Source organism: Streptomyces galbus (genome assembly GCF_005280195.1).
GTDB classification, from domain to species: Bacteria; Actinomycetota; Actinomycetes; order Streptomycetales; family Streptomycetaceae; genus Streptomyces; species Streptomyces galbus.
This window is the reverse complement of the sequence record NZ_SZPR01000035.1, coordinates 112052-127039: the sequence shown is the minus strand read 5'-3', so window position 1 is coordinate 127039 and position 14988 is coordinate 112052. Positions and strand designations below refer to the sequence as shown.

General features: G+C 73.0%; 15 protein-coding genes. 6 read left to right on the top strand and 9 right to left on the bottom strand.

The features are described 5' to 3' along the window. A partial coding sequence (locus tag E4U92_RS33345) for a maltotransferase domain-containing protein (RefSeq protein ID WP_137304168.1) occupies positions 1–886 on the bottom strand: 886 nt, incomplete at its 3' end. Positions 887–1014: 128 nt separating this feature from the next. Beyond that, complete coding sequence (locus E4U92_RS33340; protein WP_137304188.1) at positions 1015–1266, bottom strand: DUF5133 domain-containing protein; 252 nt, start codon at positions 1264–1266, stop codon at positions 1015–1017. 249 nt (positions 1267–1515) lie between these two features. Between E4U92_RS33340 and E4U92_RS33335 the strand changes: the two genes are divergently transcribed. Both E4U92_RS33335 and glgX read left to right on the top strand, forming a co-directional pair. Continuing rightward, positions 1516–2013, top strand: coding sequence for a pep a2 (locus tag E4U92_RS33335; protein WP_137304167.1), 498 nt, complete (start codon positions 1516–1518; stop codon positions 2011–2013). Then, positions 2010–4172: a glycogen debranching protein GlgX gene (glgX, locus tag E4U92_RS33330; RefSeq protein ID WP_174864130.1), complete on the top strand. Its 2163-nt coding sequence runs from the start codon at positions 2010–2012 to the stop codon at positions 4170–4172. Before E4U92_RS33335 ends, glgX begins: the two co-directional genes overlap by 4 nt. Before the next feature lie 84 nt (positions 4173–4256). Here the strand turns inward: glgX and E4U92_RS33325 are convergent, their stop codons facing one another. Continuing rightward, the gene (locus E4U92_RS33325; protein WP_137304166.1) at positions 4257–5060 is read right to left on the bottom strand and encodes a VOC family protein; all 804 of its coding nucleotides are present in this window, start codon (positions 5058–5060) and stop codon (positions 4257–4259) included. A gap of 207 nt (positions 5061–5267) precedes the next feature. Next, a complete protein-coding gene (locus tag E4U92_RS33320) occupies positions 5268–6059 on the bottom strand; it encodes a SigB/SigF/SigG family RNA polymerase sigma factor (protein WP_137304165.1) in 792 nt (263 codons plus the stop codon). Between the two features lie 269 nt (positions 6060–6328). Between E4U92_RS33320 and E4U92_RS33315 the strand changes: the two genes are divergently transcribed. The 4 genes from E4U92_RS33315 (at position 6329) to E4U92_RS33300 (ending at position 8964) form a co-directional block, all read left to right on the top strand. Further along, entirely contained in the window at positions 6329–6823 is a 495-nt protein-coding gene (locus E4U92_RS33315) for a MarR family winged helix-turn-helix transcriptional regulator (protein ID WP_137304164.1), read from the top strand. Next, positions 6820–7407 (top strand): ATP-binding cassette domain-containing protein, encoded by a 588-nt coding sequence (locus E4U92_RS33310; RefSeq protein ID WP_137304163.1) that lies wholly within the window; start codon positions 6820–6822, stop codon positions 7405–7407. The genes E4U92_RS33315 and E4U92_RS33310 overlap by 4 nt, the downstream gene beginning before the upstream one ends. Further along, positions 7367–8248: an ABC transporter permease gene (locus E4U92_RS33305; protein ID WP_137304162.1), complete on the top strand. Its 882-nt coding sequence runs from the start codon at positions 7367–7369 to the stop codon at positions 8246–8248. The genes E4U92_RS33310 and E4U92_RS33305 overlap by 41 nt, the downstream gene beginning before the upstream one ends. Positions 8249–8439: 191 nt before the next feature. Then, a complete protein-coding gene (locus tag E4U92_RS33300) occupies positions 8440–8964 on the top strand; it encodes a hypothetical protein (RefSeq protein WP_137304161.1) in 525 nt (174 codons plus the stop codon). A 21-nt stretch (positions 8965–8985) separates the two neighbouring features. Here the strand turns inward: E4U92_RS33300 and hemC are convergent, their stop codons facing one another. The 5 genes from hemC to E4U92_RS33275 form a co-directional block, all read right to left on the bottom strand. Further along, positions 8986–9921 (bottom strand): hydroxymethylbilane synthase, encoded by a 936-nt coding sequence (hemC, locus tag E4U92_RS33295; protein ID WP_137304160.1) that lies wholly within the window; start codon positions 9919–9921, stop codon positions 8986–8988. Positions 9922–9982: 61 nt separating this feature from the next. After that, complete coding sequence (locus E4U92_RS33290) at positions 9983–10759, bottom strand: NPP1 family protein (protein ID WP_137304159.1); 777 nt, start codon at positions 10757–10759, stop codon at positions 9983–9985. Positions 10760–10930: 171 nt separating this feature from the next. Beyond that, positions 10931–11911 (bottom strand): ATP-dependent DNA ligase, encoded by a 981-nt coding sequence (locus E4U92_RS33285; protein ID WP_137304158.1) that lies wholly within the window; start codon positions 11909–11911, stop codon positions 10931–10933. Positions 11912–11977: 66 nt separating this feature from the next. Further along, entirely contained in the window at positions 11978–12448 is a 471-nt protein-coding gene (locus tag E4U92_RS33280; protein ID WP_137304157.1) for a hypothetical protein, read from the bottom strand. A gap of 70 nt (positions 12449–12518) precedes the next feature. Then, positions 12519–14981, bottom strand: coding sequence for an ATP-binding cassette domain-containing protein (locus E4U92_RS33275; RefSeq protein ID WP_229862873.1), 2463 nt, complete (start codon positions 14979–14981; stop codon positions 12519–12521). Between the last annotated feature and the right edge of the window lie 7 nt (positions 14982–14988).

The window sequence follows — 14988 nt, the reverse complement described above, 5'->3', positions numbered from 1 at the left end:
CGAACCAGCGGAAGTCCTCCAGCGTGCCCAGCCGCGGGTGCACCGCGTCGTGGCCGCCCTCCGGCGACCCGATCGCCCACGGCACCCCCACGTCGTCGGGTGTGGCGCTCAACGCGTTGTTGGGTCCCTTGCGGAAGGTGGTGCCGATGGGGTGGATCGGCGGCAGGTAGACGACGTCGAAGCCCATCTCCGCGATCGCCGGCAGCCGGCGCGCGGCCGTGCGGAACGTGCCGTGCGGCTCCTCGGCCGTGCCCTCCGAGCGCGGGAAGAACTCGTACCAGGACCCGAACAGCGCCCGCTCCCGCTCCACCAGCAGCGGCAGCGGCGCCGACGTGGTGACGAACTCGCGCAGCGGGTGCCGGGACAGCACCTCGGCCACCTCGGGCACCAGCGCCCCGGCCAGCCGGGCGGCGACGGGCCGTTCGTCGTCCCGCAGGGCCTCGGCCGCCTCGAGGACCGTGGCGCGGTCCGGTCCCTCGGGGACCCCGGCCGCCGCCCGCTCGTACAGGTCGGCGCCCTCCTCCAGGACCAGTCCGGTGTCGATGCCGGCGGGGATCTTGACGCAGGCGGTGTGCCGCCAGGTGGCGACCGGGTCGCTCCAGGCCTCCACCCGGTAGGTCCAGCGTCCCTCGGCGTCCGGGGTCACCTCGGCGCCCCAGCGGTCCGAGCCGGGGGCGAGCTCGCGCAGGGGCGTGAAGGGGCCGTGGTGCCCGTCGGGGCCGGTCAGCACGACGTTGGCGGCGACGGCGTCATGGCCTTCCCGGAACACCGTCGCGGTGACCTGGAACGTTTCTCCGACGACCGCCTTCGCGGGGCGCCTGCCGCACTCCACCGCGGGCCGGACGTCCCGGACGGGAATGCGGCCGATGGCCGGGGTCGAACTCATGGGTCTCTCACCTCCGCCGCTCGCGTTCGGGTCCGGGACTGGCCCGGGTGGGGTCCTGCACCGGACGGGGCCTCAAGGCTCCGTACGGGTGTCCGGCGAACGCCTGGTCGGCGGACGGCCGGGCCGGGTCAATGGACGGCCGTGTCCACGAGGGCCGGCTCCTGGGGGAGAGCAGCCGTCCCGAGCGGGCCGAGGAAGTGCTCGGCGGCGTCCGCGGCCTCGCGTGCGCACCGCTTGCCCATCAGCACGCACAGGGTGTAGCCGGAGTCCTCGAACGCCGTGCGCACGGCCCGGTCGGCGGGGGACGCGAGCATCATCCGCTCCCACGTCCGGTACCGCCGCAACTGCCGGGTGACTTCGGCCTTCGAGGGCAGCAGCATGACGCCGCCGTCCGCCTGGCGAGGCTCGCGAGGTTCCATGGCTACTCATGGTGCACGGACCATGACGCCGCGTCTTGTTGGTTCTTCAACCACCTCGTTCGCCCCAGTGGCGTGCTCGTGTTGCACGAATGGAGCAAGACCCCCACTGTGGAGGTGACTCAGAAGCGAACAGTGCTCACGCTCCGTGTGAAACCCTCCGCCCACCCGGGCGTTCCCGGATCGAGAGCCTCGCGGTGAGGAGCCACAGAGATGAAGACCGCAGTGCCCTGCTACTACCACCTCGACGTGGAAGTCAGCCCCGAACGGGTCGGACAGGTCAGGCGCATCCTGGCCGCTCACCTCCGGTTCTGGGACCTCGACACGTTGGTGGAGCCCGTCTGCAACGGCGCCGAGATGCTGCTGCAGGCCATCGACGAGCACGCCACCGACAAGCACACGTCGATCGAGATGTGGTGGAACGGCCAGCACCTCATCACGGCCGTCGGGGACCACGACAGCGACCTGCGCCCGGACCAGGACCTGCGCTCCTGCCTGGAGCACATCGCCGAGATGAGCGACGGCTGGGGGTGCTGCGCCACCGTCGGCGGCGGGAACGTCATCTGGTTCTCGCAGCGGGCCCGCGCCGGGGAGCGCGTCCCGCTGGTGCCGGTCGCGCCCTCGCCCAGCCTCCGCGAGGGGCTCCAGGTGCCCCGGGCGGTCCCGGTGGCCGTGCTGGCCGCTCCCGCGGCGGCGGGGGAGGCGCGGTGACGCGCAGGCGCGCACGCAACGCAGGGGTGCCCGTGTGGAGCGGGCACCCCTACCCGCTGGGGGCCGAGTTCGACGGCGACGGCACCAACTTCGCGCTGTTCAGCGAGGTCGCCGAGCGCGTCGAGCTGGTCCTCGTGGACGACTCCGGCCCGGCCCGGACCGTACCGCTGACCGAGGTCGACGGCTTCGTCTGGCACGGCTACGTGCCCGGCGTCGGCCCCGGCCAGCGCTACGGCTACCGGGTGCACGGCCCCTGGGCCCCGTCGGCGGGCAACCGCTGCAACCCGGCGAAGCTGCTGCTCGACCCGTACGCCCGGGCGGTGGACGGGCAGGTCGACAACCACCCGTCGCTCTTCGAGCGGGCCGGCGACCGCCCCGACCCGGCCGACAGCGCCGGGCACACCCTCCTCGGCGTGGTCACCGACCCCGCGTTCGACTGGGGCGACGACCGGCCGCCGCGGCACCCCTACGCCGACACGGTCATCTACGAGGCGCACGTGCGCGGGCTGACCCGCACCCACCCGGACGTCCCGCCCGAACTGCGCGGCACGTACGCCGGCCTGGCGCACCCGGCGGTGATCGGGCACCTGACCTCGCTGGGCGTCACCGCGGTCGAACTGATGCCGGTCCACCAGTACGTCCAGGACGGTGTGCTCCTCGACCGGGGCCTGTCCAACTACTGGGGCTACAACACGATCGGCTTCTTCGCCCCGCACAACGCCTACGCCGCCCACGGCGCCCGCGGCGGGCAGGTCGACGAGTTCAAGGCGATGGTCAAGGCGCTGCACGAGGCCGGCCTCGAGGTGATCCTCGACGTGGTCTACAACCACACGGCCGAGGGCAACGAGAGGGGTCCCACGCTGTCCTTCCGGGGCATCGACAACGCCTCGTACTACCGCCTGGTGGACGGCGACTGGTCCCATTACTACGACACCACCGGCACCGGCAACAGCCTGCTGATGCGCCACCCGTACGTGCTCCAGCTCATCATGGACTCGCTGCGGTACTGGGTGACCGAGATGCACGTCGACGGCTTCCGCTTCGACCTCGCGGCCACCCTGGCCCGGCAGTTCCACGAGGTGGACCGGCTGTCGGCGTTCTTCGACCTCATCCAGCAGGACCCGGTGATCAGCCGCGTCAAGCTGATCGCCGAGCCCTGGGACGTGGGCGAGGGCGGCTACCAGGTGGGCAACTTCCCGCCCCTGTGGTCGGAGTGGAACGGCCCCTACCGGGACGCCGTACGGGACTTCTGGCGCGGGGAGCCGGGCGCGCTCGGCGAGTTCGCCTCGCGCCTGACCGGTTCCTCCGACCTCTACCAGCACAGCCGGCGCCGGCCGCGCGCCAGCGTCAACTTCGTCACCGCGCACGACGGGTTCACGCTGCGCGACCTCGTCTCGTACAACGACAAGCACAACGAGGCCAACGGCGAGGACAACCAGGACGGCGAGAGCCACAACCGGTCCTGGAACTGCGGCGTGGAGGGTGAGACCGACGACCCGGCCGTGCTCGGCCTGCGTGCCCGCCAGCAGCGCAACTTCCTCGCCACGCTGCTGCTGTCGCAGGGCATCCCGATGCTCTGCCACGGCGACGAGCTCGGCCGCACCCAGCACGGCAACAACAACGCCTACTGCCAGGACAACGAGGTCTCCTGGATCGACTGGGCGCTGACCGACGAGCAGCGGGGCCTCGCCGACTTCACCCGCCGGCTGCTCGCGCTGCGCTCCGCCCACCCGGTGCTGCGCCGGCGCCGGTTCTTCCTCGGCGAGACGGTCCTGGACGCCGACCAGCGCCTGCCCGACCTGGTGTGGCTGCTGCCCGACGGGCGCGAGATGAGCGAGGTCGACTGGCAGGAGCCGGACGCGCACTGCCTGGCCGCCTTCCTCAACGGCGACGCCATCGCCGAGCTGGACCGGCGCGGCCGGCCGGTCGTCGACGACTCCTTCCTGCTGCTGATCAACGGCTTCTGGGAGCCGGTGACGTTCCGGCTGCCGGGGGCCGCGTACGGGGAGCGCTGGACGGTGTGCGTCGACACCGCGGAGCCGGACGGCGGCCCGGACGAGGTCGAGTACAAGGCCGACGCCCGGGTGCGGGTGACGGACCGCAGCCTGATGGTGCTGTCCCGGCCCGCCCGGAAGGCGCGATCCCCGAAGGGGGAGTGACGCCCGGACGGGCGGACGCACCAGGACGGCCGGCCGGGACCTGCCCGGCCGGCCGTCCTCGCGCCGCGTCCGTGCGGGCGGGGTTCAGCGCCGCGAACCCGACGTCACCGTGAACTGGGCCCCGTCGGGGTCCCGCAGTACCGCCTCGTCCGCGGTGAGGTCCAGCACGCTGCCGCCGTGCCGCTCCGCCGTCCGCGCGCAGGCGGTCACGTCGGACACGGCGAAGTGCACCTGCCAGTGCGGCCGCACCCTCGGATCGGGGGCCGCCTCCAGGGCGCCGGACACGATCCGGGCGACCACGTCACCGTTGCTGCGCAGCACCACCTCGTCGCCCTCGTAGTGCACCTCGCAGCAGCCGGGCACGTCCGACGCCCAGTCGAGGATCTGCCCGTAGAAGATCGCGGAGGCGAAGGCGTCACGGCTGCGCAGCCGGACGAAGGCGGGCGCCGCGCGCCGCCAGGACTCCCAGTTGCTGATCAGCGGGCCCTCCCACACCCCGAAGGCCGCGCCGTCCGGGTCGGCCAGCAGCGCCGCCCGGCCCGGCGGCAGGGAGATCGGCCCCACCGCCGTGGTGCCGCCCCGCTCGCGCACCCGCGACGCCGCGTCGTCCGCGCTCGGCACCGCGAAGTACGGCGTCCAGGCGACCGCCACCTGCCACATCGTGGCGACGGCGGCGATGCCCGCCACGGGCACGTCGTCCACGAGCGCGATGCGGAACCGCTCGCCGAGCTGCGCCTGGCGCCACCGCCAGCCGAGCACGGCGCCGTAGAAGTCCTGCGTCGCCTCCAGGTCGCGGCTGGTCAGGCTCACCCAGCAGGGGGCGCCGAAGACGGAGTGCGTGGAGACGACCCCGGCGCTGCCGGGGGCTGTGGTGGAGTGGTCGTTCATCGCCCTCGCGTCCTGATCTGTCGCCGCAACGGGGAACTCTTCCAGTGTCGGGCGCGATCCGCCCGGAGCGCCCGCCGAGAGGGCCGACGGCACCAAAGGGACAGGCAACGGCACCCAGCGTCCGCCGCGCGGGTGATCCGACCCGACGCGCCTGCGGGACTGCAACAGTTGCGGCGGCTGAACCCGGACGCGCCGACCCGCCCCGCGTCACCGCTTGTCGGCGAGCACGTCCTGCCGCACCTGGGCGAAGCAGCCGCTCAGCAGCCGCGAGACGTGCATCTGCGAGATACCCAGTTGCTCCGCGATCCGGCTCTGGGTCATCCCGCCGAAGAAGCGCAGGTAGAGGATGGTCCGTTCGCGCTCCGGCAGGGAGCGCAGGCACGGTGCGACGGCCACCCGGTCCACGACCGTGTCGTAGCCCGGGTCGCGCTCGCCGAGCGCGTCCTCCAGGGCGTACCCGTCGGTGCCCGGCAGCTCGGCCTCCAGCGACAGGGTGGAGAAGCACTCCAGCGCCTCCATGCCGGTGCGCACCTCGTCCTCACTGAGCTGGGCGTACGCGGCGATCTCCGCCACGGTGGGCGCGCGGCCCGGCGTGGTGGCGGAGAGGTCCTTGAGGGCGTGCCGGACGCGGTTGCGCAGGTCCTGGACCCGACGGGGCACGTGCAGGGTCCACATGTGGTCACGGAAGTGGCGCTTGATCTCGCCGGTGATCGTGGGCACGGCGTACGCCTCGAAGGCGCGGCCGCGCCCGGGGTCGTAGTGGTCGACGGCCTTGACCAGGCCCAGCGCGGCCACCTGGTAGAGGTCCTCGGTGCTCTCGCCGCGGCCACGGAAGCGGACGGCGATGCGCTCGGCCATCGGCAGCCACGCCCGAACGAGGTCGTCCCGCAGCGCCTTGCGCTCGGGGCCGTCGGGCAGGCGGGACAGGCGGAGGAAGTCGGCGCCCGTGTCGGGGGCGTCGTCGTGCGGGTGCTGACGGGTCCTGACGGTGGTACGCATGCGCGTCCCTCCCTCAGCGAAGTGCCGGGTGGACGGACCATCGCGGGTCCGGAGGGGTCCCGCGCATGTGCCTCCTGTCCGAAGCACTGCGGTCATCATTCCCCCATCGGGGTGATATGAAACCAAATGCCGGTATTGCTCCACCGGGGTGACGGGGCCCGTGCCGGCTGCCGCCGGGCGCTCGTCGGGCCCCGGTCGGTCCTCCGCGACGGCTCTCTTTGACGTTCCCTTGGTGGTCGTCATCTCTGCTGCAGAGCTAATCCGCGCCCGTGGACCAGGAGACCTTCCCCGAAGAGCTCGCCGACGCCCTCGTCGGCGTCCAGCGACTGCTCCGGCGCCGGCTGCGCGCCGGGCTGACCGCGCCCCGCCTGCGCGGCGCCGAGGTCGAACTGCTGCGGCTGGTCGAGAACCGGCCCGGCATCGGCGTGTCGGACGCCGCCAAGGAGCTGTTCCTCGCCGGGAACTCGGTGTCCACGCTCGTCAACCAGCTCGTCCGCGGCGGCTACCTGGTGCGCGAGACGGACCCGGCCGACCGGCGCGCCGCCCGGCTGCGGCTCACCGAGGCCGCGCAGGCCCGGCTGCACGCCTGGCAGGAGCGGCGCGCCGCGCTCGTCGCCCGCCACGTCGCCCGGCTCGACGCCGCGGACCGGGACGCCCTGCGCGCCGCCCTGCCCGCGCTGCGCTCCCTCGCCGTCAGCCTGCACGAGGAGCCCCTGGAGCCCGACGGGACCGGGGACGCCGGGGAGCCGGGGGAGGGGGCATGACCCGGGGCACCCAGCACGGCCACGGCAGCCGGCGCACACCCGACGCGGTCCGCTGCGACCGCCTCACCTACGCCTTCGGTGACAGCCGCGCCGTCGACGGACTCGACCTGGCCGTCCGCGACGGCGAGGTCTTCGGACTCCTCGGCCCGAACGGCGCGGGCAGGACCACCGCCATCCGCTGCATCACCACCCTGCTGCCGGTCCCCGCCGGCCGGGTCGCCGTCTTCGGCCACGACGCCGCCCACGACCGCATGGCCGCGCGCCGCCTGCTCGGCTACGTCCCGCAGCAGCTCTCCGCGGACGCCCACCTCACCGGCCGGGAGAACGTCACCCTGTTCGCCCGCGTCTTCGACGTGCCCCGCCGCGAACGCGCCGAACGGGTCGCCCTCATGCACCGCGGCCGGGTACGTGCCCTCGGCACCCCCGCCGCGCTGCGCCGCGGCCTCGCCGAACGCCACGGCAACGACGCCCTGCCCACCCTGGAGGACGTCTTCCGGGACGTCGCCGGCAGCGGCCTCGACGACCAGTCAGGAGACTTCCGCGATGTCCGAAGCACCCGCCGCACCGCCCGGCGCCTCGGCTGACCCCGCCCACGGCGCGCGGGACCGCGCCGACGACCACGGCATCGGCCTGCTCCTGCGGCCGCCCGAGCCGCGCTCCGGCCGGCGGCTGGTGCCGGCCCGCATCGCCGCGATGTGCGCCGTCGAACTGCAGAAGCTGCGCCACGACCGCACCGAGCTGTACACCCGCGCCGTCCAGCCCGCCCTGTGGCTGCTGGTCTTCGGCCAGACCTTCACCCGCATCCGGGCCATCCCCACCGGCGGCATCCCCTACATCGACTACCTGGCGCCCGGGATCATCGCCCAGTCCGCGATGTTCATCGCCATCTTCTACGGCATCCACATCATCGGGGAGCGGGACGCCGGCGTCCTCGACAAGCTGCTGGTGACGCCGACCCCGCGCTCGGCGCTCATCACCGGCAAGGCGTTCGCGGCCGGGGTGAAGTCTGTGATCCAGGCCGTGGTGGTCGTCGTCATCGCGGCCGTGCTCGGCGTCGCGCTCACCTGGAACCCGCTGAAGCTGCTCGGTGTCGCCGCGATCGTCGTCCTCGGCTCGGCCTTCTTCTCCTGCCTGTCGATGACCATCGCCGGCATCGTCCTCAGCCGCGACCGGCTGATGGGCTTCGGACAGGCCATCACCATGCCGCTGTTCTTCGCCTCCAACGCCCTCTACCCGGTCTCCGTCATGCCGGGCTGGCTCCAGGCCGTCAGCAGGGTCAACCCGCTCAGCTACGAAGTGGAGGCCCTGCGCGGGCTCCTGCTCGGCACGCCCGCGCGCCTCCCGCTCGACTCGGGCGTCCTCGTCGTGGCCGCCGCGCTCGGCATCGCCGCGGCCTCCTCCCTCCTCGGCCGGCTCGCCCGCTGATCTTGGCCTGGCGACGTGATGTGCGGCACGCCCGCGCACGCCCCTCGGCGCGGCGCGGGCGAGTTCCTCCAGCGCACGGCTTGATCAGCGATCAAACGGGTCGATTGCCCAGGCCACAGCGCATTCTGCTCATTTGACAGTCCGCTCGGCCCACGGATAGGAAGCAGCCGACGGACGTCGAGAGGTGGATTGTGTACGAGCCGAACGTGGTCGGGGACTGGCAGGAGTACGACGAGCATGCCGGTCTGCGTCTGCGCGTCCACGGACTCGAGCGGGCCGAGCCCCCGCGCGGACGCGACGACGCCGCCGAGGGACTGACGTACTTCCGGCTGCGGATCACCGTCGAGAACCGCGGCGAACGGCGCTTCACCGTCCACCTCGAGGACGGGCAGATCGACGTGCGGGTCGGCACCGAGGGGGAGAGCGCGTTCGTCGACTGGCGCAACAGCCAGTTCATCGAGGGCTTCGACGTCTACCCGCTGCGCCGCGTCACCGCGGTGCTGTTCGCCGCCGGGCCGGAGGGCGCGCTCGGCCAGGTGGACGTGCAGGTCCAGGTGCGCGTCGACGACGACTGGGCCGACCGCCGGCTGTGGACCGGTGGGCTCGGCCTGTGCGACGAGGGTGCCTGGGCCCCCGCCGGCGCCACCACGCACGAGGTCCTGGCCCACCAGGTGAGCAGCTTCCTGCGCCGGCAGGCCGAGGAGGGCACCGCCTGAACAGGCCGGTGGCCGCGGCCGTCAGTGCGGGATGCCGTCGATGATGTGCCGGGCGCCCTGCCGCAGCAGCGCCACCGCGACCGACGTGCCCAGCGTGGCCGGGTCCAGCGCGCCGGCCCATTCGTGGGCGTTCAGCCGGGTCTTGCCGTCGGGGGTGAACACGCAGGCGCGCAGGGACAGTTCGCCGGTGCGGTCCACGCGCGCGTAACCCGCGATCGGGCTGTTGCAGTGGCCCTGGAGGACGTGCAGGAACATGCGCTCCGCGGCCGCCTCCCGGTGGGTCGCGCGATCGCCGAGCGCGCTGACCGCGTCGATCAGGTCGCTGTCGCCCTCCCGGCACTGCAGGGCCAGGATGCCCGCGCCGATCGGCGGCATCATCGCCTCCGGCGACAGCACCTCGCTGATCACGTCGGTGCGGCCGATGCGCTCCAGTCCCGACACGGCCAGCAGCAGCGCGTCCGCCTCCCCGGCCGCCAGCTTCTCCAGCCGCCGGTTGGCGTTGCCGCGGAACGGCACGCAGTCCAGGTGCGGGTGCGTGGCCGCGAGCTGGGCCACCCGGCGCACCGAGGAGGTGCCCACGCGGGTGCCGGCCGGCAGCTCGTCCAGGGTCAGTCCGCCCGGGTGGACCAGCGCGTCGCGGATGTCGTCGCGCTTGAGGAACGCGGCGAACACCGTGCCCGCGGGCAGCGGCCGGTCCGCCGGCACGTCCTTGACGCAGTGCACCGCGAGGTCCGCCTCACCGGCCAGCAGCGCGGCGTCGACCTCCTTGGTGAAGGCGCCCTTGCCCTCCACCTGGGACAGGTCGCCCAGCCACTTGTCGCCGGTCGTCCGCACAGGCACGACCTCGGTGCGCACGGACGGGTACAGGGCGGCCAACTCCGTACGCACCCGCTCCACTTGGGCCAGTGCCATGGGTGAGTCGCGGGAGACGATCCGGATCACTTCGGGAACGGACATGCGGGACACGATAGACCCTCGCGGGACCTGTGGGTGACACGTCCCGCGAGGGGCGCCCGGGTCAGGCGTTCGGATCGAAGGGGATCCCCGACGGCTTCGCCGACGACAGGTGCGAGGCGAAGCTCGCGTCCTTCAGGCCGAAGTTGGCGCTGCCGAAGTCGTAGGAGCTCAACTTGTCGCGCAGGCCCGCCGGGTAGCCGTTCCAGCCGACCAGCGGCGGGTACTGCCAGGTGTGCTTGTGGTTCTCCGGCGGCTCGTCGTTGGAGTTCGCCAGGCGGAAGCAGTGGGTGCTGATGCCGTCCTTGTGGTAGACGATCTTCGCGTGCGTGCCCTCGAAGCGGACCGTGGAGGCGTCGTGCACGGTGAACGACCCGTGGTTGGACGTCGAGACGTACTTCACCTGGCCGCTCTGCACCCACACCACGACGTGCTCCCAGTCGTGCCGGTGCCCGCCGATGCTGGTGCCCGCGAGCGCCTGGTCCTTCTCGAAGTACAGGCCGTACAGGTAGGCGCACCAGCCGTTGTTGCACTTGTAGCGCGAGTAGCTGTTGGTGTTGTCCAGGTCGGAGGCGTCCCGGCAGTTGCCGTTGAGCGCGCCGGTCGGGTTCAGGCCGCCGTTGACCGTGCCGTCGGGGCCGATGGCCGGTGTGGAGTAGCAGCCGTCGGTGTCGTAGTCGAACGCCGGCTGGTACGTCAGTTCGGCCGCCTCGGCGTTGGACGGCAGGGCCGGCGGCGGTGCGGCCCAGGCGACGGTGGGGACGGCCAGCACGAGCGCGGCGGCACCGGCGAGTCCGGTGAGCCACCTCCTGCGGTGTGCCGTGAACGACGGTGACGCCACTGCGTCCTCCTCGAGTCCGGGCGCAGCCCAACGGCTGTGGGGGGAAGGGAAGTTCGGCAGTTCAGCTTCCCGGCGTTTCCCATCGGTGCCAAGGGGTCGCAGGCGTATCGGCGGTGAAGCGCAGCCCAATATTTCCCGCGCGGCCCGCCTGCCCAGAGGTCTGACGTCGCGTCAGGCGAACTCCTCCGGCAGGTCCGCCGCCGACTCCTCCGGGGCGAGGTCCGGGCGCAGCCGCAGCCACGACGGCTGGCGCAGCATGCCCGCCCGGGTACGGGTGCTGTGCCGGACCTCGCCGACCAGCCGGGGCACCACCCAGTGCGCGCCCGGCGCCGGCGGGACCGGGTCGAAGGGGCAGGTGTCCGTCGCCAGGTCCCGCAGCAGCCCGGCCGTGCGGGCGCGCTCGGCCTCGCTCCAGCCGGTGCCGACGCTGCCGACGTAGCGCAGGGCCGTCCCGGCGCGCTGTCCGACCAGCAGGGCGCCGAACGTCCCGGTCAGCCGGCCCCGGCCGAGGGACCAGCCGCCGACCAGGACGTCCACCCCGCGCATGTTGCGGATCTTGATCCAGTTGCGGGAGCGCACACCCGGCTCGTACACCGAGTCCAGCCGCTTGCACACCAGCCCCTCCACGCCGTGCGCACGCGTGGCCTCCAGGGCCTCTCGGCCGTGCCCGACGAGCGCGGCGGGGGTCGACCACAGGGGGCCGTCCAGGCCCAGCGCGAGCAGCTCCGCCCGGCGCCGGACGTAGGGCAGCCGCAGCAGCGAGCGGCCGCCCAGGTGCAGGGCGTCGAACAGCACCAGGTGCACCGGCGCACGCGCCGCGAGCCGGGCCGCGCGGGCGGGCGCGTGGGCGAGCCCCATCCTGGACTGGAGGAGCTGGAAGTCGGCCCGCCCCTGCGCGTCCAGCGCCAGCACCTCACCGTCCAGCACGGCGGCCGTCCGGCCGAGCGCGGCCCCCAGCGGCCCCAGCTCCGGATAGGCGCCGGTGATGTCGTCCCCCGAACGGGACCGCAGCACCAGCCCGCCGTCCCCGGTCAGGTACACCACGGCCCGCTGACCGTCCTGTTTGGTCTCGTAGGCCCACCGCTCGTCCTGACCGGGCGGCGGCAGCGTGCCGGGGGTGGCGAGCATGGGGGCGATCAGCGGCAGGTCCACGGCTCACATGTCGACACCCCCACGCCCCGCCACGCCCGCCGCGGGACGGTTTCCCCTGAACGGGCGTCAGTCGCCCGAGGACCCGAACACCCCCAGGTGGGTGGGCCGGCCGTCGGTGAAGAGCACCACGTACCGGCCGGTCCACCGCATGGCGCACTCGTCCTGGAGCGTGGGCTCCGGCCGTGGCCACGGGGCGGACCAGCCGCGCGCGAACACCTCCTGGTACTGCTCGCGCGTCGGCCGCTCGGTGCCGAAGTGGTGGAGCACGCGGTCCCGGCCGAGCGGGCGCAGGGTGAAGTAGTCCTCCGAGCGGTGGTCCGCCGGCGGCTCGGCGGTGGCGACGACCGTCCGGATGTCGAGGATCGAGTGGGTGCCCTCGTTGCCCATGAACTCGTCGTCCGCCCACAGGTCCTCGATGCTGGCGTACGCGTCGTCGCCGCCGTACTGCCGGGCGAACTCCTCGGCGTGCAGGGCCCGCAGGGAGTCCTCCACGCTGCCCGCGCAGGGGACCACGTAGTCCCAGTCGCTCGCGCCCATCGCGCCATCCTTCCGCCCTTGATCGACGAAGCGGGCTCACCGTAGGCGACGCCACTGACAACGCCCCGCGTCACCGCCCCACGTACGCCGCCAGGTGTTCTCCTGTCAGGGTCGTGCGGGAGGCCACCAGGTCCGTCGGGGTGCCCTCGAAGACGATGCGGCCGCCGTCGTGGCCGGCGCCGGGGCCGAGGTCGACGATCCAGTCGGCGTGGGCCATCACCGCCTGGTGGTGCTCCACGACGATGACGGACTTGCCCGCGTCCACGAGCCGGTCGAGCAGGCCCAGCAGTTGCTCGACGTCGGCGAGGTGCAGACCCGCGGTCGGCTCGTCGAGGACGTAGACGCCGCCCTTGTCGGCCATGTGCGTGGCCAGCTTCAGGCGCTGCCGCTCGCCGCCCGACAGGGTGGTCAGGGGCTGGCCGAGGGTGAGGTAGCCGAGGCCGACGTCGACGAGCCGGCCGAGGACCGCGTGCGCGGCCGGGGTGCGCGCCTCGCCGCTGCCGAAGAACTCCTCCGCCTCGGTCACCGACATCGCGAGCACCTCGCTGATGTCCCGGCCACCGAGGTGGTACTCCAGCACCGACGCGTCGAACCGCTTGCCCTCGCACTCCTCGCAGGTGGTGGAGACGCCCGCCATCATCGCCAGGTCGGTGTAGATGACGCCGGCCCCGTTGCAGGTGGGGCAGGCGCCCTCGGAGTTGGCGCTGAACAGGGCCGGCTTGACGCCGTTGGCCTTGGCGAACGCCTTGCGGATCGGTTCGAGCAGCCCGGTGTACGTGGCCGGGTTGCTGCGCCGCGAGCCGCGGATCGGCGTCTGGTCCACGTGGACCACGCCCTGCGCAGCGGGGATCGAGCCGCGCACGAGCGAGCTCTTGCCGGAGCCCGCCACGCCGGTGATCACGCAGAGCACGCCGAGCGGCAGGTCGACGTCGACGTCGCGCAGGTTGTGGGCGTTCGCGCCGCGGATCTCCAGCGTCCCGGTGGGCTCGCGCACGGTGTCCTTCAGCGCGGCCCGGTCGTCGAAGTGGCGGCCGGTGACCGTGCCGCTGCCGCGCAGCCCCTCGACGGTGCCCTCGAAGCAGACGGTGCCGCCCGCCGTGCCCGCGCCCGGGCCCAGGTCGACCACGTGGTCGGCGATCGCGACGACCTCCGGCTTGTGCTCCACCACGAGCACGGTGTTGCCCTTGTCGCGCAGCCGCAGCAGCAGGTCGTTCATGCGCTGGATGTCGTGCGGGTGCAGCCCGGTGGTCGGCTCGTCGAAGACGTACGTGACGTCGGTGAGCGAGGAGCCCAGGTGCCGGATCATCTTCGTGCGCTGCGCCTCGCCGCCGGACAGCGTGCCCGCGGGACGGTCCAGCGAGAGGTAGCCGAGGCCGATCTCCACGAACGAGTCCAGGGTCTGCCCCAGCGCGGTCAGCAGCGGCGCCACCGACGGCTCGTCGAGCCCGCGCACCCAGGCGGCCAGGTCGCTGATCTGCATCGCGCAGGCGTCGGCGATGCTGACGCCCCCGATCTTCGAGGAACGGGCCGCCGCGGTGAGCCGGGTGCCCTCGCAGTCCGGGCAGGTGGTGAAGGTGACCGCGCGGTCCACGAACTCGCGGATGTGCGGCTGCATCGCCTCCTTGTCCTTGGCGAGCATCGACTTCTGGATGCGCGGGACCAGCCCCTCGTACGTCATGTTGATGCCCGCGATCTTCATGCGGGTCGGCTCGCGGTACAGGAAGTCCTGCAGCTCCCGCTTGGTGTACGCGCGGATCGGCTTGTCCGGGTCGACCAGGCCCGACTCGGTGTACAGCCGGTAGTTCCAGCCGCCCGATTTGTAGCCGGGCACCGTCAGCGCGCCCTCGTTCAGCGACTTGGAGTCGTCGTAGAGCTGGGCGAGGTCCAGGTCGGTGACGGCGCCCCGGCCCTCGCAGCGCGGACACATCCCGCCGGTGATGCTGAAGCTGCGCCGCTCCTTCACCTTCTGCCCGCCGCGCTCGACGGTGACGGCGCCGGCCCCGCTGATCGACGCCACGTTGAACGAGAACGCCTTCGGCCCGCCGATGTGCGGCCGCCCGAGCCGGCTGAACAGGATCCGCAGCATCGCGTTGGCGTCGGTGGCGGTGCCCACCGTCGAGCGGGGGTCGGCGCCCATCCGCTGCTGGTCCACGGTGATCACCGTGGTGAGCCCGTCCAGCACGTCGACCTCGGGCCGCGCCAGCGTCGGCATGAAGCCCTGGACGAAGGCGCTGTACGTCTCGTTGATCAGCCGCTGGGACTCGGCGGCGATGGTGTCGAAGACCAGCGAGCTCTTCCCGGACCCGGAGACCCCGGTGAACACGGTCAGCCGGCGTTTGGGGATCTCCACGCTGACGTCCCTGAGGTTGTTCTCGCGCGCGCCGTGCACCCGGATCAGGTCGTGGCTGTCGGCCACGTGCGCCGCGGACGGCCCGGCCGTGGCCCCCGCGGCCCGCGGGCCCTTCGCCGCCCGCCCGGCCCCCGTGGTCCCGGCGCTCCTCTTGGTCCCCGTCGTCCTCGCGGTCGTGCTCATCGTGTGT